At 64.5% G+C, this 23869-nt stretch carries 23 protein-coding genes and 3 tRNA genes; 11 read left to right on the forward strand and 15 right to left on the reverse strand.

Annotated features, from left to right (window positions below; all coding sequences use genetic code 11):
- Window positions 1–20 precede the first annotated feature (20 nt).
- From E3O44_RS19960 to E3O44_RS09105, 5 genes are all read left to right on the forward strand, one after another.
- On the forward strand, window positions 21–326 hold the full coding sequence (locus tag E3O44_RS19960; protein ID WP_420897920.1) for an SdpI family protein: 306 nt from the start codon (window positions 21–23) through the stop codon (window positions 324–326).
- 209 nt (window positions 327–535) lie between these two features.
- Window positions 536–1039: a DUF1648 domain-containing protein gene (locus E3O44_RS09090; RefSeq protein WP_134534426.1), complete on the forward strand. Its 504-nt coding sequence runs from the start codon at window positions 536–538 to the stop codon at window positions 1037–1039.
- A gap of 185 nt (window positions 1040–1224) precedes the next feature.
- Window positions 1225–1857 carry a sporulation delaying protein family toxin gene (locus E3O44_RS09095; protein WP_134534427.1) on the forward strand — a complete coding sequence of 211 codons (633 nt, stop codon included), beginning with the start codon at window positions 1225–1227 and terminating at the stop codon, window positions 1855–1857.
- Between the two features lie 158 nt (window positions 1858–2015).
- Window positions 2016–2459 (forward strand): SdpA family antimicrobial peptide system protein, encoded by a 444-nt coding sequence (locus tag E3O44_RS19965; RefSeq protein WP_420897921.1) that lies wholly within the window; start codon window positions 2016–2018, stop codon window positions 2457–2459.
- The gene (locus E3O44_RS09105) at window positions 2456–3439 is read left to right on the forward strand and encodes a sporulation-delaying protein SdpB family protein (protein WP_134534428.1); all 984 of its coding nucleotides are present in this window, start codon (window positions 2456–2458) and stop codon (window positions 3437–3439) included. Before E3O44_RS19965 ends, E3O44_RS09105 begins: the two co-directional genes overlap by 4 nt.
- Window positions 3440–3634: 195 nt before the next feature.
- Here E3O44_RS09105 and E3O44_RS09110 read toward each other — a convergent pair whose 3' ends face one another.
- The 3 genes from E3O44_RS09110 to E3O44_RS09120 all read right to left on the reverse strand — a co-directional run bounded on the left by E3O44_RS09110 (window position 3635) and on the right by E3O44_RS09120 (window position 5648).
- Window positions 3635–4327, reverse strand: coding sequence for a hypothetical protein (locus E3O44_RS09110; protein WP_134534429.1), 693 nt, complete (start codon window positions 4325–4327; stop codon window positions 3635–3637).
- 573 nt (window positions 4328–4900) lie between these two features.
- Window positions 4901–5287 carry a hypothetical protein gene (locus E3O44_RS09115; RefSeq protein WP_134534430.1) on the reverse strand — a complete coding sequence of 129 codons (387 nt, stop codon included), beginning with the start codon at window positions 5285–5287 and terminating at the stop codon, window positions 4901–4903.
- A gap of 154 nt (window positions 5288–5441) precedes the next feature.
- A complete protein-coding gene (locus E3O44_RS09120) occupies window positions 5442–5648 on the reverse strand; it encodes a helix-turn-helix transcriptional regulator (protein ID WP_241976191.1) in 207 nt (68 codons plus the stop codon).
- Window positions 5649–5750: 102 nt separating this feature from the next.
- Here E3O44_RS09120 and E3O44_RS09125 point away from each other — a divergent pair, with 102 nt between their 5' ends.
- Window positions 5751–6350: a helix-turn-helix domain-containing protein gene (locus E3O44_RS09125; RefSeq protein ID WP_134534432.1), complete on the forward strand. Its 600-nt coding sequence runs from the start codon at window positions 5751–5753 to the stop codon at window positions 6348–6350.
- 215 nt (window positions 6351–6565) lie between these two features.
- Complete coding sequence (locus tag E3O44_RS09130) at window positions 6566–7666, forward strand: site-specific integrase (protein WP_166792592.1); 1101 nt, start codon at window positions 6566–6568, stop codon at window positions 7664–7666.
- A gap of 87 nt (window positions 7667–7753) precedes the next feature.
- Here E3O44_RS09130 and E3O44_RS09135 read toward each other — a convergent pair.
- The 6 genes from E3O44_RS09135 to E3O44_RS09160 all read right to left on the reverse strand — a co-directional run bounded on the left by E3O44_RS09135 (window position 7754) and on the right by E3O44_RS09160 (window position 13770).
- Window positions 7754–7827 (reverse strand) — tRNA-Met (locus tag E3O44_RS09135).
- 33 nt (window positions 7828–7860) lie between these two features.
- Window positions 7861–7932 (reverse strand) — tRNA-Thr (locus E3O44_RS09140).
- A gap of 81 nt (window positions 7933–8013) precedes the next feature.
- Entirely contained in the window at window positions 8014–9885 is a 1872-nt protein-coding gene (locus E3O44_RS09145; protein WP_134534434.1) for a glycoside hydrolase family 13 protein, read from the reverse strand.
- An 8-nt stretch (window positions 9886–9893) separates the two neighbouring features.
- Complete coding sequence (locus E3O44_RS09150) at window positions 9894–10802, reverse strand: sugar ABC transporter permease (RefSeq protein ID WP_134534435.1); 909 nt, start codon at window positions 10800–10802, stop codon at window positions 9894–9896.
- Between the two features lies 1 nt (window position 10803).
- A complete protein-coding gene (locus E3O44_RS09155; protein WP_134534436.1) occupies window positions 10804–12426 on the reverse strand; it encodes an ABC transporter permease subunit in 1623 nt (540 codons plus the stop codon).
- 105 nt (window positions 12427–12531) lie between these two features.
- The gene (locus tag E3O44_RS09160; protein ID WP_134534437.1) at window positions 12532–13770 is read right to left on the reverse strand and encodes a sugar ABC transporter substrate-binding protein; all 1239 of its coding nucleotides are present in this window, start codon (window positions 13768–13770) and stop codon (window positions 12532–12534) included.
- 175 nt (window positions 13771–13945) lie between these two features.
- Between E3O44_RS09160 and E3O44_RS09165 the strand changes: the two genes are divergently transcribed.
- Both E3O44_RS09165 and E3O44_RS09170 read left to right on the forward strand, forming a co-directional pair.
- Window positions 13946–15613: a glycoside hydrolase family 13 protein gene (locus tag E3O44_RS09165; protein ID WP_241976193.1), complete on the forward strand. Its 1668-nt coding sequence runs from the start codon at window positions 13946–13948 to the stop codon at window positions 15611–15613.
- A gap of 148 nt (window positions 15614–15761) precedes the next feature.
- The gene (locus E3O44_RS09170) at window positions 15762–16682 is read left to right on the forward strand and encodes a GTP pyrophosphokinase (RefSeq protein WP_338144730.1); all 921 of its coding nucleotides are present in this window, start codon (window positions 15762–15764) and stop codon (window positions 16680–16682) included.
- A gap of 227 nt (window positions 16683–16909) precedes the next feature.
- Here the strand turns inward: E3O44_RS09170 and E3O44_RS09175 are convergent, their stop codons facing one another.
- From E3O44_RS09175 to E3O44_RS09185, 3 genes are read right to left on the reverse strand one after another with little or no spacing between them, the layout of a single operon-like run.
- A complete protein-coding gene (locus E3O44_RS09175) occupies window positions 16910–17509 on the reverse strand; it encodes a hypothetical protein (protein ID WP_134534439.1) in 600 nt (199 codons plus the stop codon).
- On the reverse strand, window positions 17510–19234 hold the full coding sequence (locus E3O44_RS09180) for a hypothetical protein (RefSeq protein ID WP_134534440.1): 1725 nt from the start codon (window positions 19232–19234) through the stop codon (window positions 17510–17512).
- A complete protein-coding gene (locus E3O44_RS09185; RefSeq protein WP_134534441.1) occupies window positions 19234–19497 on the reverse strand; it encodes a hypothetical protein in 264 nt (87 codons plus the stop codon). The genes E3O44_RS09180 and E3O44_RS09185 overlap by 1 nt, the downstream gene beginning before the upstream one ends.
- 283 nt (window positions 19498–19780) lie before the next feature.
- Here E3O44_RS09185 and E3O44_RS19760 point away from each other — a divergent pair, with 283 nt between their 5' ends.
- Window positions 19781–20041 (forward strand): integrase core domain-containing protein, encoded by a 261-nt coding sequence (locus tag E3O44_RS19760; RefSeq protein ID WP_134534442.1) that lies wholly within the window; start codon window positions 19781–19783, stop codon window positions 20039–20041.
- Window positions 20042–20056: 15 nt separating this feature from the next.
- Here the strand turns inward: E3O44_RS19760 and E3O44_RS19860 are convergent, their stop codons facing one another.
- From E3O44_RS19860 to E3O44_RS09205, 3 genes are all read right to left on the reverse strand, one after another.
- Window positions 20057–21352: a peptidoglycan DD-metalloendopeptidase family protein gene (locus tag E3O44_RS19860; protein ID WP_134534443.1), complete on the reverse strand. Its 1296-nt coding sequence runs from the start codon at window positions 21350–21352 to the stop codon at window positions 20057–20059.
- A gap of 291 nt (window positions 21353–21643) precedes the next feature.
- Window positions 21644–22474 (reverse strand): inositol monophosphatase family protein, encoded by an 831-nt coding sequence (locus tag E3O44_RS09200; protein WP_134534444.1) that lies wholly within the window; start codon window positions 22472–22474, stop codon window positions 21644–21646.
- Window positions 22475–22555: 81 nt separating this feature from the next.
- Window positions 22556–22640, reverse strand: a tRNA-Tyr gene (locus E3O44_RS09205).
- A gap of 168 nt (window positions 22641–22808) precedes the next feature.
- On the opposite strand from E3O44_RS09205, the gene E3O44_RS09210 reads away from it, so the two are divergent.
- A complete protein-coding gene (locus tag E3O44_RS09210) occupies window positions 22809–23828 on the forward strand; it encodes a LacI family DNA-binding transcriptional regulator (RefSeq protein ID WP_134534445.1) in 1020 nt (339 codons plus the stop codon).
- Window positions 23829–23869 lie beyond the last annotated feature (41 nt).

The raw sequence follows: 23869 nt of genomic DNA on the forward strand, positions 1-23869 counted from the left end.
CTCGGCGCATGATCCCAGTTATGGTTCTCGCAAGTGTGGCTGTCCTTGTTCTTCTGGTGACGATCTTGTGCGCCGTCGGAATCGTTCCGCGAAACAGAGCGGCGGGCATTAGAATCCCAGCGTTGCTCGCAAGCGATGAAGGTTGGCGGAGGGGGCACAGATCGGCGATCCTACCCACTGCAGTCGGAGCCTTCGCGTCCGTTGCAATGGCAATTGCGTGCCTCGTCCAGCCATCACTGCAATCCTACGGACCAGCCTTGGTGACACTTACTCTTGTCGCGCCGCTTGCTTGGGCAGTATTTCGGGCTAACCGAACAGCGAGGTAGGTCACGCACCGGATGGTTCCAGACGTGGTCAGATCAAAAGCGAGAGCGTCCGCATCAAGGTGCAGCCGTCAAGGCCAATAGATTCGGCCCCTTGGCGGACGCAGTTGAGATCTTCCGTCATCCCCGAGCGCGCCAGGAGCGCACATATATTCTCGACCTTGCCGATTGATACGGCATAGTCTTCGACCCTCTGACCCAAGGCAGCTGACATGACAGGCAAGCAACGCGTACCATCAGGATTTATCATCGCCGCTATCCTCACGTGGATCCCAGCGGCGGCGCTACTCACTGCGCACGCGCTACAGATCCCACCGGATCTCATCCCCGTACATTGGGACGGTACGGGATCAGCCGACGGATTCGATAGCCCAACAAACGTCTTCTGGTTGTCACTCGTACCGTCGGTGATCTGTGGCGTCATCGCGATCTGCGTTGCGCTCGCAGGGTCTGGGCTGCGCCGAATCCAAGGAGCTTTGGCGTTCGCAGCGATCGCTACCGTCGCCGCCGCAGTCAGTTTGCAATGGGCCGTTGACGTGCGCACCGCCATTGATGCTCAAACCATCGAGACCAACCGCATTGGCGCACCATTTCTGCTGTATCTGCTTGCTATTGGATGGGGACTTGTCGTGTACGCGGCTGGAACGATTGGCAAACATTTTCCAGAAACAGAGGGCAAGAATAGCGACGAATCGCTATCTGAAAAGACTCAGTAGCGACAAGGCGCAGGCGCCGTAACCACAGGCGAACGAGCCGTTCACGTCCCTGAGCTCCACCCATCGGCACTGTGCCTAAAAGTGTTATCGCGATGATCCACCTTCCCCTTTCGGGGGATTGACGGTGATCTATCCCCCTAAATAGTGTGCATGAACAGGCCAATCGTTGGCCCATTGGGGGGAAAATGAACAAGAAAATTGGACTACTCGCAACGATCGGAATAGGCATTCTTGCCGCGTCGATCACCCTGGCCGCGATCCCTGCGAGCGCAGTGCCAATCAGTGCCGCAGCGTCAACTTCGGCCACTTCGACAGTCAAGTACCAGGACGTCGACGTAGTCGGATTCCTGGTCTTCGGGGTCGGACCTATTGCCCAGGACCGGCCAGAGCTTCTGACCAAGCTGAACATCACGCGTGTGCCGCAGGCACCTGCTGCAACGATCAAGACGCTGCTGACAGGACTGCAGTCAGTGGATCCGGACTTCCACAAGAACGTGACCGTGAATGCTCAGGCACGCGATCCGTACAAGGCGCAATTGGCCCTGACGAACTTCAGCACTGATATGACGGCGCTCACGGAGAAGGAACAGGCCCTTCATCCTGACCAGTTGAGGAGTCTCTCAACGGCCGCCGCCGGAAACGGTTCAGTCTGGGCCTTCACTAACTACGTCGTCAGCACCCAGGTCGCTGTCACCGCGGCCGCAGCTGTCAGTGTCCTTGCTGTCCTGGCGGCCCTGGTCGTCTTCCTATACCAGCACCCGAAGGACGGTTCGACGCTGATCATGCAGGATGACGCCTCCGCGCTGGGTGCGCTCTGAGGCCCTCATCAAATCGGTCAGGAGCTCGTACTGACGATAGGACTTTGGTCAAATCAGTTCGCGTCACATTCGGAATCGCGTTGAGCTTCGTTGTCCTGTTGCTCGCGGTAACACTTGGGGCGTCTTGGCCGGCAAATATCCTGTCCAGCACGGCAGGCTTGGATGGCGCCAAAGGCGCCATCCAAGCCGCTCTTCCTCAGGGCTGGGCGTTCTTTACGCGCAGCCCTGAGGACCCGTCGTTGGTCCCGTACGTTACGGGATCTGACGGCACTTGGAATCGAGCCGATACCCTTCCGCAGGGTTCCGTGACCAACCTCTTCGGCCTGAGCCGAAACCAGCGTGCGCAGGGCACAGAACTGGCTCTTATCGTGTCTCGAGTACCCAAGCTAACCGCATGCGATGACTATCTGAGCGAGTGCCTGGCGATGCCGGTAGCGCACTCTTACAGCTTCGCGAATCCGACAAGTTCCCAGTTCTTCTGCGGGCCACTGCGAGTAGTTCTGCAGACACCAGTGAAATGGTCTTTCCGCAACGAGACTCCTGAAGAAGTGCGTGCGGAGCAATTCGTGGACATCGATATTTCCTGTGGGAAGGCACCATGAGTATCTTCTACGACATGCGTTCGGGGTTCCTAGGTCTTTCGAACAACATCGCCCGATTCAACCCTCGGTCATATCAGATTCAGGTTGGGCGGTCAATTATCGCAGTGGGCGAGTTTGCCACGCTGTCCCTGACGACCTGGCCAAACCTGACCACGGAAGTGGCAGGCCGGGACGCCGCGTCTTACTGTTCATCAATTCGAAGAGCCTCCTTATTCTGCATTGGCTCAGATACTCCCAACGTCGTTGGTTTGTGGGTCGGTCTTGTCATCGCCGCAATGGTGGTGGCGGGTGTCTACCCCAGGTTTGTTGCACCCCTGCACGTCTGGCTCGCAATTTCGATGAATGCTTCTCTGTCGCTCCCCGACGGCGGTGAGGCAGTGGCCGCCTTCGCGACGATCCTCCTGATCCCGATCCTGATTGCTGACAACCGCGCGTGCGCGTGGCTCAGAAGCAGCGCGCCGGTTAATCCATATCTCGGAGCAATTTCGTACGCTGCATCAATAGCTCTTTGCTTGCAGATCGCTGGTATCTATCTTGAGAGCGGACTAGCCAAGCTCGCGGTCAGTGACTGGGTAAGCGGTACGGCAATGTACTACGTTATTCGCGACCCGTACTTTGGCGCGTCTGGTCTCCTTGGCTCACTAATGAATTGGGTGACCCAAATACCTCTGGGCTCGGCAGTTCTTACGTGGGGGACCTGCATCCTGGAATGTGCAATCGGGGTGTTCTTCCTCTCCAAGTCTCGATACAAGCGGTATGCCCTGGTGGGTGTGATTGTCCTGCACCTGGGAATCGCTGTAACCATAGGACTTTGGTCATTTTCCCTAACGATGATCGGGACAGCGATGGTAGCGGCGTACACGCTGTCGACCCGGCTCGTCACGGTCGAGGAGGAGAGACTGTTAGACCAGACGGGGAGAGCGGTGCCACTCGAATTCGACGAATCGTCCGACCTGAAGCAACCTTCGTTTTCGATATAGGCACGGCAATAATCTAGGCTCCACGTTGCTCCTGGATACGAAAACCGGAAGACGTCCAGCAGAAAGGCCGGCCGCGCCGCCATGACCAGAAACCTGAGATTGCGGCTGAATGACCCGCCCACCCAAGTAGACCCGTGAATCGAAGCCTGGATTTCCCGATTGCACATAGGCTGTCGAGACTTCAAGGACCTCCTGTCACCTCACAATGGTCCGAGCGCCTAATTCGCTTGGCGTCGACTCATCAAAGTCGAGATGAGAACCGACCCAGCGCCCACGCCTATCGAACGCGATCAGCGACACGAGGTGCAGGCGTTCCGTGCGGAAGATGAACTTATCCGCTTCCCGATTCACGATCCGGTCGGCATCCGCCGTGCAGAAGTAGACGACCCTCGAAACTCCGTCTTGCCTAAGCCGCTTGGAGTGATTCTCGTAGATCTGTCTGTAACGCTGCTTGGACTTCGCTGTCAGCTCAACTTCGACGAGCTCCACACGGTCGCCATAGGTTGCGACGCCGTCCGCTTGGTGATCGAACACACCCAACGGACGTCGATCGCGCTGCCAGGCGTAGCCGAGAACGAGATACCGTGCTGAAACCGTCGCAACAGCGACCTCATGCCGAGTGGTCTGCCGGAACAGATTCGGCGGTTGCCTCCCGACCGCATCGTGCGTCGCCCACACGATCGACGCGCCCTGGAACGTCGGCCGCGCCCGTGCGACGAGGCCGGCCTCGACCATCCGCATCACCCAGTGCTGAGCCTTCCTTGTACTGATCGGCTCCGCTGAACCTGACATCGCGCCCAGGGCCCACCGGATCGCATCGACGTCAGCCAGTCGCACCGTGCCCAGCCAGTTGACCATCGCCTCATCACGGTCTGTCACCTGCACCATGCTGCACCCCCTCCCTCGAACTTCAGCCACTCACCGTTTTTCCTTTTTGTTTTCCTTTTTGTTTTCCTTTTTGTTCTTCTTCTTGTCTTTTCTTTCATTCATATTTCTCTCATCTACCTCTGACTTTTTCCCTGTCCCACCACCTCCCCTTTACTTCCCAACCCCCCACACAATGCCGTTGAGTGTGGGGGGTTGGGAAGCGAGCGCAGCGAGGGGGAGGCGGTGGGACAGGGAAAGAGTGCCCTCGGGTAGTCGTTTACCTATTCGCTCTCGATGACGGGGCAAACGACCAGGCAGGTACTCGCGTACACGGCTCGAGCTCCCTCCGAAGAGGATCTCGAGCCAACGATCTTCAGCGCTTTTTCTTCGTTCGGGCTGCCCGCACTGGCCGGGACATCCGGTGCTCTCGGAGGAGTTATCCACAGGGTCGTCTCGCGCGCGCGTACTGCTCCAGTTTTGTTCTTCCTGCTCCTTACTGTTAAAGGGGACGGTGAGCGTCCCCTTGCTGGGTCAGTTTTCGTACCCCTGAAGGGGACGGTGACCGTACCCCTGAGGGGGACGCTGAGTGACCCCCTAAACATCCGTGACCCGGTCCCGGAACTCCGGAAGCCGGCGACCTCGCGTCGGCGGCTTGGTGCTGTTGAGGTTCAACTCGAACTCCGCGGCACGCCCGTTCCGCCCCGACCGGAGCCGCGTGATCGCGCCGGTGTGGGTGAGTTCCGTGACGGCGCGTTTGACGGCCTGGTGGGCCGCGGCGCTCCCGTTGGACGGAGCGAGGAACCCGAGGGCGAGAGCGGACGCTTCCCGGCCGGCGAAGTAGCGTCGGGGGGGCTGCCCGCCGGGATTGTGCTCGTCGTCCCAGCATTCCAGTGCCATGTGGATCAGCAACGCTCTCGCCGCATGGCCCAGGCCCAGCTGGGCGGCGACCAGGACGGCGTTCTTCGCCGCATACAAGCCCACGAGACCTCACCCACCTCTACGGTCGGGAGGCGACGTGTCGGCCGTGCTCGCTCGTCTGCGCATCGATCGACTCCTCTCCTGGTGACGCTCACTGGTCCCGGGCGTCCACCCGGGCCTCCACTGGGCGACTGAGTGCTGCGCCCGTGACGATGGGTCAGTGCAGTGTGGGGGGCTCGGAGGTGCGGGTGGTGGCGCTGGCTTCGATCCAGGCGAGGACTTCGGATCTCTTGTAGAGCACCGTCCGGGGTGTGGGCTTGTAGAACCGCGGACCCCGGCCTGTGTAGCGGAGTTGGGCCAGGGCGCTGGTCTTCATTCCGGTGATCTCGCCCACGGTGGCGGGGAGGATATAGTCGTCGTCCATGATCATCCTGTCTCGATGACAACCTTTCAGTTGTTCCAATGTTGAGGTCACAATATGGCGACTTCTAGCATTTGACAAGAGTTTGCGTAGTATCTTGTCCGCATGACAGATTTTCGAACTGAGGCGAGCATCGGCGACCGCATCCAGGCCATCCGGAAGCACCGCGGCATCCGCACCACGAAAGAGCTCGCCGATAAGATCCCTGGCGACAACGTCACCGAGGCGATCCTGCAGAACATCGAAGCCGGCCGGAAGAGCGACCTCGCCGTCAGCCAACTGCTCAACATCGCCCACGCCCTCGGCGTCTCCCCCCTGTTCCTCCTGGCCCCCGTGGGCCGTCCCCTCGACACCCTCGACCTGCCCAACCTCAGCCCGGCCGTCGACGGCATGACCGTCGTCGAGTTCGACGCCTGGATCTCCGGCGAGACCGACGGAGCCTACCGGTGGACCACCACCGACGAACGCTCCGAACGCACCCAGCTGCAAACCATGCGCGAACTGGACGCCCTCATCCGCGAACGCAACCGCCTCGCCAGCAACCTCCAGGTCGAAACCACACTGAACACGGCCGCCGGCGACAACGACACCGGCCAGCCGTGGAACACCACCCAAGAACGCCTGAACGAAGCCAACCGACGCATCACGCAATTGTCCTCGTACTTGACCTCGGCAGGCTGGAAATTTGACGGCTGGGCGCAGTGATGTGGGACGGGAGTCACGACCGGCAGCATGGTTGGCACACGACGGGGGCGGCCCTATGTCGCCCGCGTGAGGCAAAATCGTCGGTAATACGCGGAGACGGCACCAGCGGCTCTCCGACGTAGCTGACACGAGCAGAGTGCGGATCTTCTAGGAGGCCGAGGATGGTTCGACCGCGAACACCAATCAGCAATTACGGGACACTGAGCGTGAAGGAGGTGTCCCCCGGTAGGTGGCGGGCGCGCACTCGCTACCGATTCGACGATGGAACACTCCGCCAGATCGAACGGTTCGCAACCACTCGAGCGCGGGCCAGGATCGCGCTGCAGACGGCGCTGGACACCGCGACGGCGAGCAGGTCCCTCGAGGTGAATCGACAGACGTCGCTGGCCCACCTGGCCGATCGGTTCCTGGCCACGAAGGAGGACTGCGCGCCCCGCACGATAGACACCTACCGCCAGACCATCGCCCACCACATCAAGCCGAAGATCGGTGCTCTCACCGTGTCTGAGGCGACGACGGAGCGGCTTGGACGGTTCATCAGCGAGATCACGTCATCGTGTGGGCCGGGCGCCGCAAAGGCCTGCCGCGCCGTGCTCTCGGGCATGATGGGCGTGGCCGCACGGTCCGACGCGGTCGTCGTCAATCCCGTCCGGGAGATCGGCAACATCACCCGGCGTCGCCAGGGCGCCACGGCGATCCCCGTCCAGGATCTACCCGACCTGCTCGAGGCCGTCCGGCGTGACGCGCGTCTCAACGAACTGGATCAGGCCGACGTGATCGTGTTCCTCGCAGGCACAGGATGTCGTCTGGGCGAGGCACTGGCCCTGAGATGGTCGGCCTTCGATCCCGCCGCGGGCACGATCAGCATCGAGGCGAACGTCGTGCGCGCCCACGGCAGGGGCCTCCTGCTTCAGGACCACCCGAAGACGAAGGCCGGCGCGCGCACGATCTCGATCCCGAACTCGCTCCGGCACCTCCTGATGGAGCGTCAGGGGCGGATCCGGGTGCGCAGCGAGTATGACCTCGTCTTCCCGACGGTGCGCGGAAACATCCGCGATCCGCGGAACACGTCACGGGACTGGCGCGACGCGCGCGACCGCCTCGGCTACCCGACGGTGACGACGCACAGCTTCCGGAAGACGGTCGCGACGGCACTTGATCACTCCGGATTGAGCGCCCGCGAGATCGCCGATTACCTCGGTCATGAGAACCCGTCGCTGACGCAGGACGTCTACATGGCCAAGAGCACCGGGGGCACGAAAGCGGCCAAGGCACTAGACGTGATGATTGTCCCTAAATCCAAAGTGCGGGGTTAGTGGCTTTCAAAGTGCGGGGTTTATGCGGGGTTGGCCTCTGGAGGGCGAAAAAATACCCCGGACTTCCGCAGAAATCCGGGGTTTTTGTAGCGGGAGCGGGAATTGAACCCGCGACACCACGATTATGAGCCGTGTGCTCTAACCAACTGAGCTACCCCGCCACGACCTGCCGGCCTCACGACCGCCCAAGCCTGAGCCCCCTGTGGGAATCGGACCCACTACCTCTTCCTTACCAAGGAAGTGCTCTACCAATGAGCTAAGGGGGCAGAACTTCTCTTCAGAAGTTGCGCCCTGAATTTCGGCAACCGGTAAACATTATCATCTCCGCCGCCCTCCCCGTGACCGTTTCACCCAACCGGCACGAGCACCCCGGGAAGGGCCCACGCCGTGAACGACGGGCCGGGTGCTTCCAGGCGGATGCCGGCGGCCGTGCCGATGAGTTCGGCGTCACCGATCAGCCTTGTCGCGGCAACCGCCCCCGCCAGCGTTCCGGCTGGCAGGGACACCGCACCGGACGCCCGCGCCGCCAGCACGAGCACGGACTCGTCGGCCGTTTCGCGCACGAAGACGAGCACGTCGTCGTCCACGTGCAGCCAGCGCATCGAGCCACCGTTGAGGGCCGGGTGACCGGTGCGCAGGTGAATCAGGGCCGCGTAGAGGTCGATAGTCTCGGCGACCGCCGGCTCCCCCGTGCTCGCCCAGGGCATCGGCGTGCGCGAGTGCTCGCCGTCGTCCCCCATGAGGCCGAACTCGTCCCCGGCGAAGACCACCGGGATGCCCGGCAATGTCACCGAGAGACCGAACGCCACCGGCACGGCACCGCCCAGGGCGTGGGTGCGGAACCGGGGCGTGTCGTGCGTGTCGAGCGCATTCATGGTCGCGAGGCGGGTGCGCCACGGGAATCCGGCGGCGAACCTGCGGTGCGCCTCGAAGAACTGCGGCCCGGTGTATTGCGGGATCGTGCCGTATGGCAGGCCGAAGAACGAGGACGGACTGTTCGGTTTTGAGAGCCAGCCCCAGAGCGGTCGGGTGAAGTGGGTGTACGTCATCGCGCCGTGCCACGCGTCGCCCTGGAAATCGCTCGCGGCGTCGTTGGTGCTCTCGCCGAGCAGGATCGTGTCGGGGTTGACGTCGATCATGGTGCGGCGGATCGTCTGGCGCACCTCGGCGTTGAGGTCGTCGCCGAGCATCCGCCCGGTCATGTTGGCCACGTCGATGCGCCAGCCGTCGAGGCTGTACGGCGGTTCGAGCCAGTGCGCGACAACGGAGTCTGGGCCCTCGATGAAACGCCTGCGGAGCTCTGCCGAGGCCCAGTTGAACTTGGGCAGGCTGCGGGCGCCGAGCCAGGAGGCGTAGTCCTGCTGCTCGTCGTCGAGCCAGTAGTAGAAGGCACTCTCGGGTGCCTTCGGGGTGCGGTGCGCGGCCCGGAACCACTCGTGCCGGTCGCCGGAGTGGTTGGTGGTGAGGTCGCCGATCACCCGGAGGCCGCGCGCGTGCGCGGCACCGACAAGCCTGACCAGGGCCTCGTTTCCGCCGAGCAGGGGATCGACCTCGGTGAAGCTCGCGGCGTCGTAGCGGTGGTTGGAGGCGCCGGGGAAGACCGGGGTCAGGTAGAGCAGGGTGACACCGAGCCGGATGAGGTGGTCTAGGTGCTCGATCACACCGTCGAGGTCACCGCCGAAGAACTGGTGCGACCGACCGGGCTGGTCCCGGTCGACGTCGTCGCTCCAGTCCGCCGGAATGGCCCATGCGGGCGCCTCCCGCTCGTCCGCCGCGGCGGACCGGCCGAACCGGTCCGGGAAGACCTGATACATCACGGTCGACCGCGCCCACTCGGGCGGCGGTGCGTACGTGACGAGCTTGAAGTCCTCCGAGTCGAGTGTCTCGATGGAATGCACACCGCTCGCGTTCAGCCAGGCGTGGCCGCCGTCGCCGAGCGTGAGGAGAAACCGGTAGCCGTGCACCGGATTCTCGACGAGCACCTCGGCCTCCCACCACTGGGCGTCGTCGACGGTGCCGAACAGTCGCGCGACACTGAACCGCGGCTCCCGGTCGGGGTTGGACCGTGCGTACACGGCAACGACGGTGCCGAACTGCCGGGGGACGCGCACGCGCACCCGCACCCTGTCCCCGAGCGCGGGAGTCTGCGTGGAGACGTAGAGCGGCGACCCGTCGTGATGGGGCTCGGCGTAGAGCTCGGCGTAGGACTGCGGGCGCATCGTGCCGGTTACTTGACCGACCCGGCGGTCAAGCCGCCGACGATGTACTTCTGCAGGAAGAGGAACAGTGCCATCACCGGGAGAGCAGCGAGCACGGCCCCGGCGGCGAACACCGAGTAGTTGCTTGAGAATTCCTGGGACACGAACTGGTAGAGGCCGACGGCGAGCGTCTGCTTCTCGGGCGTGATGAGCACGATGCTCGCGATCACGAACTCGTTGGTCGTGCCGACGAAGGAGAGGAGGCCGACGACCGCGAGGATCGGAGCGACGAGCCGCAGGATGATCGTGAAGAAGATCCGGGCATGCCCGGCCCCGTCGATCTTGGCCGCCTCGTCGATCGAGGCCGGGATCGTATTGAAGAAGCCGTACATCAGGTAGGTGTTCACGCCGAGGGCGCCGCCGAGGTAGACCATGATCAGGCCGATCTGGGTGTCGAGGCCGATCGCGGGGAAGATGTCCGAGATGCCGCTGAGCAGCAGGAAGATCGCCACGACCGCGAGCAACTGCGGGAACATCTGCACGAGGACGAGCATCAGCAGCCCCGCCCGACGCCCGCGGAAGCGCATGCGGGAGAAGGAATATGCGGCGAGCGCTCCGAGGAAGACGGTGCACACCGAGGTGATCGTGCCGATCAGGAGCGTGTTGCCGTACCAGGCGGCGTAGGGCTGCTGCGGCAGGTTGAACAGGGTCGAGTAGCTGCCGAGGTCGATCTCGTTGAAGAGGCCGTTCGCGGTGATCAGGGTGCCGCCCGGGTGCAGCGACGCGGAGAGCACGTAGAGCAGCGGGAAGGCGGAGAACACGACCATGACCACGCCGACGAGGTGGCGCCAGCCGGTGCGGGAGAACCACCGGCCGAAGTTGAACGGTCGTTTGGTCGGGATGTACTGGTCGCTGGTTTCGGGGGCTGCGATACGCATCTCAGTTCAACTCCTCTAGCGCCTTGGTCTGTTTGAAGCTGATGACCGACACGAGGGCGACCAGCAGGAAGATGATGATCGAGAACGCGCTCGCAAGGCCGTAGTCGCGGCTCGCGCCGACGAAGGCGACCTTGTAGACCATCGAGATCAGGATGTCGGTGGCCCCGACGTTCACGCCGGCCGTGACGTCGCGGGGACCGCCGCCGGTGAGCATGTAGATCAGGTTGAAGTTGTTGAAGTTGAACGCGAACGAGGAGATCAGGAGCGGCGCGACGGACACGAGCAGCAGCGGGAGTTTAATCAGCCGGAACACCTGCCAGGGCCTCGCCCCGTCCACGGTCGCGGCTTCCTGGATCTCGGTCGGGATGGATTGCAATGCGCCGGTGCAGACCAGGAACATGTACGGGAAGCCGAGCCAGAGGTTGACGAAGATGATGCTGAACTTGGCTAGCCACTCGTTGGTCAGCCACGGGATGTCCGCCCCGCCGAAGAGCACCTGGTTCACGAAGCCGAACTGCGGGTTGAGCATGCCCGCCCAGACCAGTGCCGAGAGGAAGGCCGGGAAGGCATATGGCAGGATCATCACCACCCGGTAGACGTTCCGTCCGCGCATCCGCAGGTCGTTGAACACGATCGCGAGGAACAGGCCGAGCCCGAAGGTGGTCAGCACCGAGAGCAGTGCGAAGGCGAAGGTCCAGAGGGTGACGCTGATCAGCGGGCCGCGGATCGACTCGGAGCCGAAGGCGTGCACGAAGTTCGCGAAGCCCACCTCGACCTTCCAGCCCGGGAGCAGTTCCTCTCCGCCCGGCGCCACGAAGGAGCCGGTCTTGCCGTTGTCGCTGTAGACGACGCCGGTGCTGGTGTTGGTCATGGTGCCGTCGGCGGCGGAGTAGACGAGGTCGGAGACGTAGAGGTAGGCGCTCGACCCGTCCGGAGTGCGGAGCGACCCGTCGTTCGGGTCGTCCGAGACCGGAACGGAGAGGGCGGCGATGGCCTGCTGCTGGGCGACGATGTCGGCGAAGCGGAGCGAGGTGTAGCCGGCGAGGCCGGTGGCCTTGCCCGCGGCATCCGTCGTCGCGTCGGTGACGACCCGGAGGGGGCTCGTCGCCGAGCCGACGCTGACGCTGCCATCGGGGTCGGTGACGAGGAAGCTGAACTCCCCGGACTGCTCGAGCACGGTGAGCCCGTAGCTCGGCGAGTCGGGGACGCGTTCCTGCGAGGAGACGATCAGGGCGTTCACGGCGTCGGCCTTGGTGCTGTTGTGCCCGGTGCCGTAGTTGGTGAAAGCGATATAGCCGGAGTAGCCGATCACGAAGATCTGGAAGATGAGCAGGAAGATCAGTCCGGGCGCGAGGTACTTGGCCGGGAGCTTCTGGTGGCTGAAGTAGATCCAGTTGACGACCAGGGTGACGAAGGCGACGAGGCCGGTGACGACCCAGTCCTGCTTCATCACGAGCACGAAGAGGGCGTAGACGCTGATCGCGTCGACGATGCCGAGCAGCACGATCTTGACGAGCAGCACTTTGACCCCGGCGGAGGCGGCCTCGGCGACCCGGGCGGCCCGCCGGGAGCGTTTCGTCTGCCGGAGCTGCGCCGCGTCCTGCTCGGTGCGTGGTGTGGTCATCGTCGTCCGCTTTCTCGGGTGCAGGTGGTGCTGGTGAGCGGATGCCCGTCCGCGGGGGGCCGGGGACGGGCATCCGTCGTGCTGTGGTGCTGTGCTGCTGTGGTGTTACTTGATGGCGGTCTGGATGTCGGCCGTCATCTTCTGCCACAGGCCGACCGGGTCACCCTGCTGCGAGATGATCGCGGCTTCGGTGACGCCCCAGAACTGCCAGACCTTGCCCATCTGCGGGATGCTCGGCATCGGGACGGCCGTGGCCGCAACCTTGCCGAAGCCGGCGGTGATCGGGTCGGAGCTGGCCGCCTCGAAGGCCGCGGTGTTGGCCGGAGCCCGCCCGCCGACCTTGTAGAGGGCGGTCTGCACCTTTTCGCTGCCGATGTAGTTGACGAGGAATTCGTTCGCGGCGAGGGCGTTCTTGCTCTTGGCGCTCACGACGAAGCCCTGCACGCCGACGAACGGCTGCGCGGTCTGGCCACCGGCCGAGGGGATCGGGTCGACCGCGACGGTGATGCCGGCCTTCTGGGCGTCCGGGACGTTCCACGGGCCGGTGATCAGGAAGGGCGAGGCGCCGGCGAGGAACTTCTCCTTGGCGATATCGCTCGTGACGTTGAGGCTCAGGTTGCCCGCTGCGCCCTGGGCACCGAGCCAGGTTGCGAAGCCCTCTCCGCCGGCGTTGCCGATGGACAGGTCGTTCGCGTTGTAGCTGCCGTCGGCGTTGGTGCCGAAGACCGGAGCGCCGAAGGACGTCTGGAAGGGGTACAGGTGGTACGGGTCGGCGTCCGGGCCGAGCTGCACGAGGTAGGGGAACTCGGTGCCGGCTGCCTTGCCCGCTGCGACCATGTCGTCGTAGGTGGCGGGAGCGGTCGGCGCGAGCGCGGTGTTGCGGAGCAGCGCGATGTTCTCGATCGAGTACGGCACGCCATAGGTCTTACCCTCGACGCTCATCGCCGTGACCGCGACCTTCTGGTAGTTGGCGGCGGTGTCGCCGAGTTCGACCGGCTGCACGACGCCGTTGGCGACGAAGTTGCCGAGCCAGTCGTGGGCGGCGATGGTGATGTCCGGGCCCTTGTCGGTCGGGACCTGGGCGATGAATTCGTCCTGGATCTTGGTGAAGTCTTTCTGCACGAGCTTCACCTCGACGCCGGTCTCCTGGGTGAACGCGGCGGCGGCATCCTTCAGCACGGGCGCGCGATCGGCGTCGACCCAGACGGTCAGGCTCCCGGACCCTGCGGCGGCGGTTGCGCTCGCCGTCGAGGCAGCTCCTCCACCTGAACAGCCGGTCAGAACCAGTGTCGCGGCCGCCAGTACGGCGCCGGCGGCAAGCAGGGCTTTCTTCTTCACCATCATTGGTGTGCCTCTCGTAGAACGAACAAATCAAAAGTGCAAGCGTTTACATGTCTAGCCGATGGACTGTTGATTGGCAATTCAAAGTGCGCAGGTATTTGAAAGATTGTCGGAATCGTTTAAGCATAGATTTATGGAAGCGCTTTCATTTGGTATTCCATGCAGTAAAGTTTTCGTCATGACAGGCTCCGAATGGTGGCGTACCGCCGTTATCTACCAGATCTATCCGCGCTCGTTCGCTGACTCGAACGGCGACGGCATGGGCGACCTCGCCGGAATCGAAAGCCGGCTCCCCGCCTTGCGCGATCTCGGCATCGATGCGATCTGGCTCTCACCGTTCTATACGTCGCCCCAGCGCGACGCGGGGTACGACGTCGCCGACTACTGCGATGTCGATCCGCTCTTCGGAACCCTCGACGATTTCGCCAGCCTGCAGGCAACGGCACACAATCTCGGCATCCGGGTCATCGTCGATCTCGTGCCCAACCACTCCTCGAGCGACCACCCGTGGTTCCAGGCCGCCCTCGCGGCCGGCCCCGGAAGCGCCGAGCGCGGACACTACATCTTCCGCGACGGCAAGGGCGTCAACGGGCAGTTGCCGCCGAACAACTGGGAATCCGTCTTCGGCGGCCTCGCGTGGACCCGCGTCATGGAGGCCGACGGCACTCCCGGCCAGTGGTACCTGCACCTCTTCGACTCGAGCCAGCCGGACTTCGACTGGCAGAGCCCGTGGGTGCGCGAACAGTTCCGCGACGTGCTGCGTTTCTGGCTCGACCGCGGCGCAGACGGCTTCCGGGTCGATGTCGCTCACGGAATGATCAAGGCCGCAGGCCTCCCCGACTACACCCCACCCGCCGATGGCGGCAGCATGGGCGGGGCAACGGTTCTCGAGCCGGGCGTCGTCGCCGACCCCGCCGCGACCGCGCCGTACTGGGCGCAGCCCGGAGTGCACGAGATCTACCGCGACTGGCGGCTCGTGCTCGACGAGTACCCCGGCGACCGGATCCTGGCCGCGGAGGCCTGGGTCGACCCGCTCAGCCACGTCGCCGAGTGGGTGCGTCCCGACGAGATGCACCAGGCGTTCAACTTCGCCTACCTCGAGACCCTCTGGGGTGGCCCGGCCCTCCGCCGCGTGATCGACGACTCCCTCGCCGCGTTCAGCGCCGTCGGGGCGCCGAGCACCTGGGTGCTCTCCAACCACGACGTCGTCCGGCACGCCTCGCGCCTCGCGCTCACGGGCGACAACCTGCAGGGCCACGGCATCGGCCCGAAGACGGTCGGCCTACCCGATGCCGTCGTCGGCCTGCGCCGCGCACGGGCGGCATCCGCTCTCATGCTCGCCCTGCCCGGCTCGAGCTACCTGTACCAGGGCGAGGAACTCGGATTGCCCGAGGTCGTCGACCTGCCGGACTCCGCCCGCGAGGACCCGACCTGGTTCCGCACGAACGGCGAGCGCTATGGCCGAGACGGATGCCGCGTGCCGCTGCCCTGGGTCGGCTCTGCGCCGTCCTACGGCTTCGGGCCGACCGCGGCCAGCTGGTTGCCGCAGCCGGCCATCTGGGGCGAACTCGCCCGAGACGTGCAGGAGGGCGTGCCGACCTCGACCCTCGAGCTCTACAAGCTCGCCCTGCGGCTCCGGCGGGAGCACGGCCTCGGACTCGGATCCGTGTCCTGGCTGAACGGGCTCGGTGACGCGGTCGTCGCGTTCACGAACGGCAGCGTGACCGTCGTCGCGAACACGGGGGCGGCATCCATCACCCTGCCCGCCGGCGAGGTGCTGCTCGCGAGCGAACCGCTCACCGGACGCACCCTGCCCGGCGACACCACGGCCTGGTTGCGCGCCTAGCGCCACCGACCCTCCGCTGAGGTGTCGCAGATCGCTGTTCGCAACCCGCGCGAACGTCGATGTGCGGCACCTCAGCGGCTGCCTTTCAGCCCGAAGTGGGAGGATTGAGGGAGCGGCGCCGATTCGGCGCCCGCAGAAGGAGCACACCGTGACCGCCCCACAGACCGACAGCGTCGCCGGCACCCAGCAGAGCACGGATACCGACGTGGTCGCGCAGGAGAGCACCGATACCGACCTCGTCGTGGTCGAACCCGGTTCAGGGAACTACGGCGACACCCGCGCCGTTGCCCACGACGCGACACCGTCCGAACTTCAGGCCGAGAGCGACGCCGAGAAGGCGCGCCACCACGAGATCAAGACCGAGCTCACGCGCTTCATGATGTCGTACAAGTTCGCGACCGACGAGATGATGACGAAGATCAACATCCTCAAGGAAGAGTTCGCGTCCATCCACGACTACAGCCCGATCGAGCACGTCAGCTCGCGGATCAAGTCGCCGGAGGGGATCCTCAACAAGGCTCTGCGCAAGGGCTGCCCGCTCGACCTCGAGGACATCCGCCGGCAGATCCAGGACATCGCCGGCATCCGGGTCACGTGCAGCTTCATCTCCGACACCTACCGGGTGCTCGACATGCTCACGAGCCAGGAGGACGTCACCGTCCTCGAGGTCAAGGACTACGTCACCAACCCGAAGTCGAACGGCTACAAGAGCCTGCACCTGATCGTCGCGATCCCGGTGTTCATGTCCGACCGGGTCGAACCCGTCACCGTCGAGATCCAGATCCGCACCGTGGCGATGGACTTCTGGGCGAGCCTCGAGCACAAGATCTTCTACAAGTACCGCGGGGTCGTGCCGGCGAACCTCGTCGCCGAACTCAAAGAGGCGGCGGATGTCGCCAATCGCCTGGACATCCAGATGGAGCGCCTGCACAACCAGGTCGTCGCCCTCGAACCCGCCGCGCGGGCAGGGGACGACCTGCTGAGCATCGCGGGGCTGACCCCGTTCGCCGTGCCGACGAGTCTGCTCGAGGCCATCGATCGCGGCCGTGCGAGCGACGTCACCGACTAGCGACTAGCTGTAACCACCAGGGACGTTGTGAACGGTGTGGCTTGAGTTAACGGGCGAGGACCTCCGGTATCGCAGTGGGTAACCACACTCACTCGATTTCCAGGAGGTCCTCGTGTCCCACGTTGACGCTTTGTTGTCCCCGGAAGGCCGATTGCTGCTCGCCCGCCGCGTCGTTGATCACGGCTGGAACTCGTGCAGCATTTCACAGTGAATCGTCTTGGCCTGACTCACGGCTTCGCTGACTGGGCCGGAACAGCGGTCGGGATTGGCGTCGGGAAAGTACCAGGGCCGGTCTCGCCGTTGCCGATGCACTTGCTCGTCGCAGCAACAGAGATGTGGGGCCGCGTAGGGCTCTCCCCATTCAGATAGACGCTGACGGTCATATCAGGTCCGTCGTAGTAGAGGTCAACGACGGTCGCGTCGCCCGTGCCGCTCGCTGTTGACGAGTCAGGTCGCAACACCCACTCTGCACCGGACGGTGCTAGAAGCTTGAGCAACTCAGCATTTGCGACGGGCTTCGTCAGATCATAGGCAAGCGCATACGACCAGTAGGCACTACCCGTGGGACCCGTCTCAATAACGTCGCCGCAATAGGCAGAGTCATTCCACCTCGAACCATCGTTATTACTAACCAACCACCCGGCTGGAACCTTCGACATCAGCGTCGTCACTTCCCGCTGGGTGAGCAGAGCCCCGTCACGCAATGTCAGGTCAGTTCTTCCAGTGGGAAGAGAACACCCGGAAAGTGCAAGAAGGGTTAGCGCTGCGCCGAGCACGGCGGCCAAAGGCCGGTACCGCCCTCTTATGGCGTTCCTCGAATTGGGCATTTACCGCATTCTCTCATCCGTGAGCCTCGTGAAGATTTCGGTCCACCCTCTTGAGTCTTGATTGAATACGTCGTTGTGAGCCTGGCTGCCGACGATGAGGCCGACGACCGGACTCATTTCGCTGATGCTGGAATACCCCGAGTCTAGGGTCCTGACTCCAGCCAGCGTGTCGGGGTCGGCTCCCAATACGTGCGACTCTTGAACGTCCTGAATCGGATCATCAGGGGATGTCATTGAGAAACGCTCGATGGCCGGGTTTGCGTAGTCCTCAATGGTGTGCACCCCAGGTCCCGCCCCGGCACTCTCGATGTGCATGACATAAGCAGCAGGCATTCCCGTAACTTCAGCACTCCCGACGATGGCACCCCCCGCGCTATGCCCGACCACGCCGATAGGTGCCGCAGACAGTTCGTCAAGTCCAGAGACAAACCGGGCCAATCGTGGACCACCGTCAATCGCAAACTGGTCCCGGTTCGACGGGAAATAGGTTTCCCAGCTCGGGAAATCCGTGCCCATCCAGGTGATGGTCACCAACGGTGCCGATCCTCGGCGCACTGATTCATCGAACAATAACCTGGCGCGATCGTCGTAGTCGAGGACTGTGTCCATGTCCAGTGTCGTTCCGTTCACGATCACTGCGATGTTCGCGGTTTTCTCGGATAGCGTGCCGTGCACTTCCGCGTAGCGACCGTTCCCGGCGGGGTCGAAGAGTAGAACCTGATGATCATCGCCGGCCATCACCTGATAGGTCAACTCTCGTTTGAGCGCAGCAGCGAGAGCGTTTTGGAGATCCACCTTTTGGGGAACAAACGACTTGCCTTGCGGAACCGCGGCGATCTGTTCGCGCAGACTCGCGATGGTGGCCGCATTGTCTCTTCTCGCTTGGGCGATGTTGGTCTTGTTCGCGGTGAACCGTGCCGGCCACGGCACGCCGTCGAGCGCACCGATGATCGCGGGCGCGCCCGCAAGGAGTGCAGTCTGCTGGCCGGGATCAAGCGCGTCCCACCATCCCTTGACCACGGAGGGCGTGGGCTCGTTGTCCTGGAAGCCGCGGACCAGGTCGGGATGGGACCGGAGGAAGACCTGCAGATCCTCAGCGCTCAGGGCAGCGAGGCTGACCAATATCTCAGTGGCGGTCGCTCCTCGACCGACAGCAGCAGTCACGGAGGAGAGGCCGCCCAACACCGCAACAGACCCCAATTGCTGGGCGCAGAACGAGTCCGCGGCGCGACGCCGCACGACCAGCTCATTCCACTGGGCATCAACGTTCCTGAGAATCGAACGTTCCGAGTCCATGTGGGCACCCAAGCGCGCACGCTCGACAGGGATGGAGGCGTCTACCGTGAACACAGGATCGTCCATCGGCAGCGCCTGGAGCTGCCTCTGAAAGGCCCAATACCGGGAGTGAGCCTCTCCTCGTCGATACTCCAACGACCGCTGCTCGTCTTGGATCTGTTCGACGTCGGCGCCATAACGGCGCAGAGCAGCCCCCTGCTCCTCCAAACCATCAATGAGGAGGGCGAGACCGGGGCCCAAAGTCTCCACTCTCGCCACGAAGGCGTCCCGCGACTGGGCCGTCCAGTCTGCGCTCCCCGCATCGGCAAGCACGTCGGCCAACTGGCTTTGAACTGTTCGGAGGTCGTCCGCCCGTCGTTCACGAACGCTCGCCTCGTTGCGGATACCCCACGGTTCCCCAGCGCCGGGCGTCTCCCTCGTCCACATCATCAGAACATCGTGCCCGACGCGAGGCGCGCATCCGCAGCCTGCAGCTCATGCGCGGCAGTCGCTGGGAAAGACGCGACATCTGAGGCTACGTCGGCAAGGATCTGACCCCGCGCCGAATACTGGGCCGTACCACCGGAAAGCGCATCGGAAACGACATCCGACTGCAACACGGCCTCCCCGGAACCAAACCTCGGGTCGGCCCGCATCACCTCGGCGGCCCGCGACATCGACGTCCTCAAGCCTTCCAGCAATGCGACGCTCACCAGCAAATCTGCCAACGACTCCCCCCCAGTCTCGCGTTCAGCATAGTCAGAATTCGCCGGCGTTTGCGTGTCTTCGTCACCCCCAAGAAAGGGCCTAATCAGGCATTCCGAACGTCACGTCCTACCGGACCGCCGTGCCATAGCTTTTGGTTTTCGCTGAAAATCCGACTAGCGACTAGCTGTAACTCCAGGGACGTTGTGAACGGCGTGGCTTGATTTACAGGGCGAGGACCTCCGGTATCGAAGTGGGCAACCACACTCACTCGATTTCAAGGAAGTCCTCGTGTCCCACGCCAACGCTTTGTTGTCCCCGAAAGGCCGATTGCTGCTCGCCCGCCGCGTCGTTGATCACGGCTGGAACCTCCGGCGGGCCGCGAAGACCACTCACGACTCGGCCTACGCCGCCGCCTACACGTCAGACGAAGCCCGCGCCGCCACCTGCCAGCAGCGGGTCCATGACTACGATCACCACAGACCCCACAGCGGCATCGGAAACACTCCACCCATCAACCGCGTTCACAAGAACCCTGGGAATTACACCTAGCGACTAGCGATCGCGCTAGTTCGTGTTGGCGCGGAGCCAGACGAGCGGGTCGACGTGGACGCCGTCCTTGCCGCCGAGGCGGATTTCGAAGTGCAGGTGCGGGCCGGTGGACATTCCGGTATTGCCGACCTTGCCGATGACCTGGCCGACCTTGACGACGTCGCCGGTCTTGAAGAGCATCGAGCCGTGGATCATGTGCGCGTAGACGCTCGAGACGACCTTGCCGTCGATGACGTGGTCGATGATCATGTGCACGCCGAGGCTGCCTTCGCCGTCTTCGGTGAAGCTCACGACGCCGTCGGCGACGGACTGGATCGGGGCGCCGATGCCGGGGTTGAAGTCCTGACCCTGGTGGTCGGCGGAACAGCCGGCGCAGTTGCGATAGCCGAACCGGTCGCCGATGTGCACGCCGACCGCGAACGGCCACTGGATCGTGCCGTTCGGGTTGTTGGTGAAGGTCGCTTCCATGCGGATGCCGCTCGCCGCGGCGACCTCGGCGATCGACTTCGATTCGAAGCCGTCACGGGTCACGGAGATCGTGTCGGTGCCGCCATCCATGCTGAGCGTCTGCGCCGGTTCGACCTGCGAGGTCTGCGTGGAGAGCCGGGCTGCGGCCTGCACGTCGGCCGAGGAGAGCAACGCTTCCGCGGGAAGCGAGGTGGACACGGCCATCAGGGCGACGAAGGCCATCGCGACGACCGTGACGCCCGTTGTCGCGAGGCGACGGAACTTCGGGGCAGGCCGCGGGGACGCCGTCTGGGCGGTGGCGGGACGCTGGGACGGCTGCTTCATCGTGCCGCTGCGGAGGGCGCGTGACGCGTTCCGCGCTTCGGTGCGCGACGGGCGAACCGGCTGTCCGGCTTCGTCCAGGGCCCGGATCGCCCGGGCGGCACCGGCGGAGCCGTGGGAACCTGACTTCGAGGCACGAACCCGGGACCTGCTCGGCAGCGGGCTCGACGCGATCGGCGCCGCGGCATCCGTCTGGAGCCGGTCGAGGTCGGTGAGCGGCGCGTCTTCGGCGGCGGGGGCCGCGATCAGGCGGTCGGAATCGTTGACGGTCACCGTGGCGAGCGCGGGTTCGGCGAGTTCATCGGCGAGAACCTGCACGGCGTCCGTGCTGAGTTCGATCGGTCGGGACGTAGTAGGAACGGCGGGGACGGCGGGCGCGTCGGCTGCTGCGGCGCGGTGCGCTGCCGCCAGGGGGGCCGCGGCGAGGCGTTCCTGCTCGCGCAGTTCACGGCGGGTGAGGGCGGCCGGATGCACGGGCACAGCACTCTGGGCGGGCTGGACCGGAGTAGAAGTATCGCTCACTACCGGGCTTTCGGAGTCACTCGCGGCACGCGCACGATCGCGCGGTGTGGAGGAGTGAGATGACAAAGTCGGGTGGATTCTTTCGGCGCGGCTGACAGTGGCGAGCGTGGTCGTCTTGGCCTGGCCAAAGTAACGAATCACTACAGGCTAGCCCGGGAGACGCGAATATTCCATTCCTTTGCACGTAATGACACCCCAAAACGGGGTATTTTGCCGTCAATACTGGGGGCACCGTCACGGTCGGATTTCCGCTGTCACCCCGGCATCGGCGGGGGCTCGGCTCCCGCAGGGCTACCGTTCCTGAGAACTCATAAATTGGGTGAAGAGCGGCGCCAGGATCGGCTCGAAGTCGGCGTACAGGTCGGGAGCCCCGGCGATGAGGAGGTCGATTCCCTCCCGGTCCTCGCCGAAGGCTCCGACGCGCGCGCCGGCCTCGCGGGCGACGAGCGCACCCGCGGCCTGGTCCCAGGGGTTGAGCCCGCGTTCGTAATAGAGGTCGAGGCGACCGGCGGCAACGGAACAGAGGTCGAGCGCGGCCGAACCGATGCGACGGATGTCCCGCACCCGGTCGATCAGGCCGTGCACGACGTTCGCCTGGCGCAGCCGCATGGCCGCGCGGTAGGAGAAGCCGGTGCCGACCAACGCGAGGTTGAGCGGAACGCCGGTCGCCACCTGGAGCCTGGTGCCGTTGAGGTGCGAGCCGCCGCCCGTGGAGGCGGTGAAGAGTTCACCGAGCGCGGGGTTGAAGACGGCACCGGCCAGAGTGGTCCAGGTCGCCGGGTCGTCGCCCTCGACGACGGCGATGCTGACGCCCCAGGCGGGAATGCCGTAGAGGAAGTTGACGGTGCCGTCGATCGGGTCGACGACCCAGGTCAGGCCGGAGGTGCCGGGGGTCGCCGCGGACTCCTCCCCGAAGAAGCCGTCATTCGGCCGCGCCTCGGCGAGGAGCGCCCGGATCAGGTTTTCGGTCTCCCGGTCGGCGAAGGTGACGATGTCCTCCGGCGAGGACTTGGACGCGGCAACCTCGACGCCCTCGGCGCGTCGCCGGGCGGCCAGCTCCCCCGCGACGAGCGCGGTGTCCTGGGCGAGGCGGAGCAGTTCGGTCGGGGCGGGAACAGTCATGCTTCCACGCTAGAGGATGCGGGAGACAGCAGGAGAGGAGACGCAAAAACCCCGGAAGCCAGGGCTTCCGGGGTTCTCGTGTGGTGGCAAGTGAGGGATTCGAACCCCCGAAGTCTACGACGGCTGATTTACAGTCAGATCCCTTTGGCCACTTGGGTAACTTGCCATTGCGCACCCGACCATGTGAAACCACCTGACCGGAGACGCTCAGACAGAATACAAGGGAATTGCCCCCGTGCGAAATTGCGTCCGGAACCGCCGGTGTCGGCTGGCGGATGCGCCCGCTCGATATGATCGCAGAAGGGCCATTTCCCCCTGACTTGTGAGGAGCCGCATGGTCGGCATCGACGACGTCGCCCGTCAGGCGGGCGTGTCCACAGCGACGGTCTCCCGCGCCCTGAGCGGCAACGGCCACGTCTCCCCGGCCACCCGGCTCCGGGTCGAGGCCGTTGCGGGGGAACTCGGCTACGTCGTGTCCTCGAACGCCTCGAGCCTCGCATCCGGTCGCATGAAGAACATCGGCGTCGTCGTGCCGTTCCTCGACCGGTGGTTCTTCTCCAACGTTGTCGAAGGCGCCCAGAAGGCCCTTCTCCGCGGCGGCTTCGACCTCACCCTCTACAGCCTCGCCGGCGACGACGACGAACGCCGCAGCGTGTTCGAGCACTTCCTGCTGCGCCAGAGAGTGGATGCCGTCATCGCGGTCTCCCTCGAACTGAACCCGGACGAGGTGGCCCGGTTGCACGCGCTCAAGAAGCCGCTCGTCGGCATCGGCGGCCCGATCGCCGGGGTGCGGACCCTCACGATCGACGACGTCGCCGTCGCCCGCCTCGCGACGGAGCACCTGCTCGCGCTCGGGCACACCCGGATCGCGCACATCGGCGGCAACCTCGAGCTCGACCTCGACTTCCACCTTCCGACGAACCGGCGCCTCGGCTACGAGCTCGCGCTGTCCGCCGCGGGCATCGCGCCCTCCCCCGCCCTGTTCCAGGCGGCGGACTTCACTGTGCGCGGCGGGTACCAGGCCGCGAAGCAATTGCTCGGCAACCCGCACGAGCGGCCGAGTGCGATCTTCGCCGCGTCGGACGAGATGGCGATCGGCAGCATTCTCGCCGCACGCGACCTCGGGCTGGTCGTGCCGCGGGACGTGTCCGTCGTCGGCACGGACGACCACGATCTCGCGGACTTCTTCGGGCTCACCACGATCGCCCAGTTCCCGCAGTGGCAGGGCGAGAAGGCCGTCGAGATCCTCCTCGACGAACTGCAGCCGGGCAAGCACGACCCGGTCGGGCTCGACACCGCCATCCCGTTCGACCTGATCGTGCGCTCCAGCACCGCCCGTCCGCCCCAGGGCTGACTCTCGCCCCCACTTCCCCCTACTCCCCCCGGCTCGCCCCG

The sequence above is a fragment of the Cryobacterium algoricola genome (assembly GCF_004402485.1).
GTDB classification, from domain to species: domain Bacteria; phylum Actinomycetota; class Actinomycetes; order Actinomycetales; family Microbacteriaceae; genus Cryobacterium; species Cryobacterium algoricola.

Bases quoted from the DNA above. Each gene is read 5' to 3' on its own strand.
- E3O44_RS19960 (WP_420897920.1), top strand. From the start codon at position 21: ATGGTTCTCGCAAGTGTGGCTGTCCTTGTTCTTCTGGTGACGATCTTG.
- E3O44_RS09090 (WP_134534426.1), top strand. From the start codon at position 536: ATGACAGGCAAGCAACGCGTACCATCAGGATTTATCATCGCCGCTATC.
- E3O44_RS09095 (WP_134534427.1), top strand. From the start codon at position 1,225: ATGAACAAGAAAATTGGACTACTCGCAACGATCGGAATAGGCATTCTT.
- E3O44_RS09105 (WP_134534428.1), top strand. From the start codon at position 2,456: ATGAGTATCTTCTACGACATGCGTTCGGGGTTCCTAGGTCTTTCGAAC.
- E3O44_RS09110 (WP_134534429.1), bottom strand. From the start codon at position 4,327: ATGGTGCAGGTGACAGACCGTGATGAGGCGATGGTCAACTGGCTGGGC.
- E3O44_RS09120 (WP_241976191.1), bottom strand. From the start codon at position 5,648: ATGGACGACGACTATATCCTCCCCGCCACCGTGGGCGAGATCACCGGA.
- E3O44_RS09125 (WP_134534432.1), top strand. From the start codon at position 5,751: ATGACAGATTTTCGAACTGAGGCGAGCATCGGCGACCGCATCCAGGCC.
- E3O44_RS09145 (WP_134534434.1), bottom strand. From the start codon at position 9,885: ATGCGCCCGCAGTCCTACGCCGAGCTCTACGCCGAGCCCCATCACGAC.
- E3O44_RS09150 (WP_134534435.1), bottom strand. From the start codon at position 10,802: ATGCGTATCGCAGCCCCCGAAACCAGCGACCAGTACATCCCGACCAAA.
- E3O44_RS09155 (WP_134534436.1), bottom strand. From the start codon at position 12,426: ATGACCACACCACGCACCGAGCAGGACGCGGCGCAGCTCCGGCAGACG.
- E3O44_RS09160 (WP_134534437.1), bottom strand. From the start codon at position 13,770: ATGATGGTGAAGAAGAAAGCCCTGCTTGCCGCCGGCGCCGTACTGGCG.
- E3O44_RS09165 (WP_241976193.1), top strand. From the start codon at position 13,946: ATGACAGGCTCCGAATGGTGGCGTACCGCCGTTATCTACCAGATCTAT.
- E3O44_RS09175 (WP_134534439.1), bottom strand. From the start codon at position 17,509: ATGCCCAATTCGAGGAACGCCATAAGAGGGCGGTACCGGCCTTTGGCC.
- E3O44_RS09180 (WP_134534440.1), bottom strand. From the start codon at position 19,234: ATGATGTGGACGAGGGAGACGCCCGGCGCTGGGGAACCGTGGGGTATC.
- E3O44_RS09200 (WP_134534444.1), bottom strand. From the start codon at position 22,474: ATGACTGTTCCCGCCCCGACCGAACTGCTCCGCCTCGCCCAGGACACC.
- E3O44_RS09210 (WP_134534445.1), top strand. From the start codon at position 22,809: ATGGTCGGCATCGACGACGTCGCCCGTCAGGCGGGCGTGTCCACAGCG.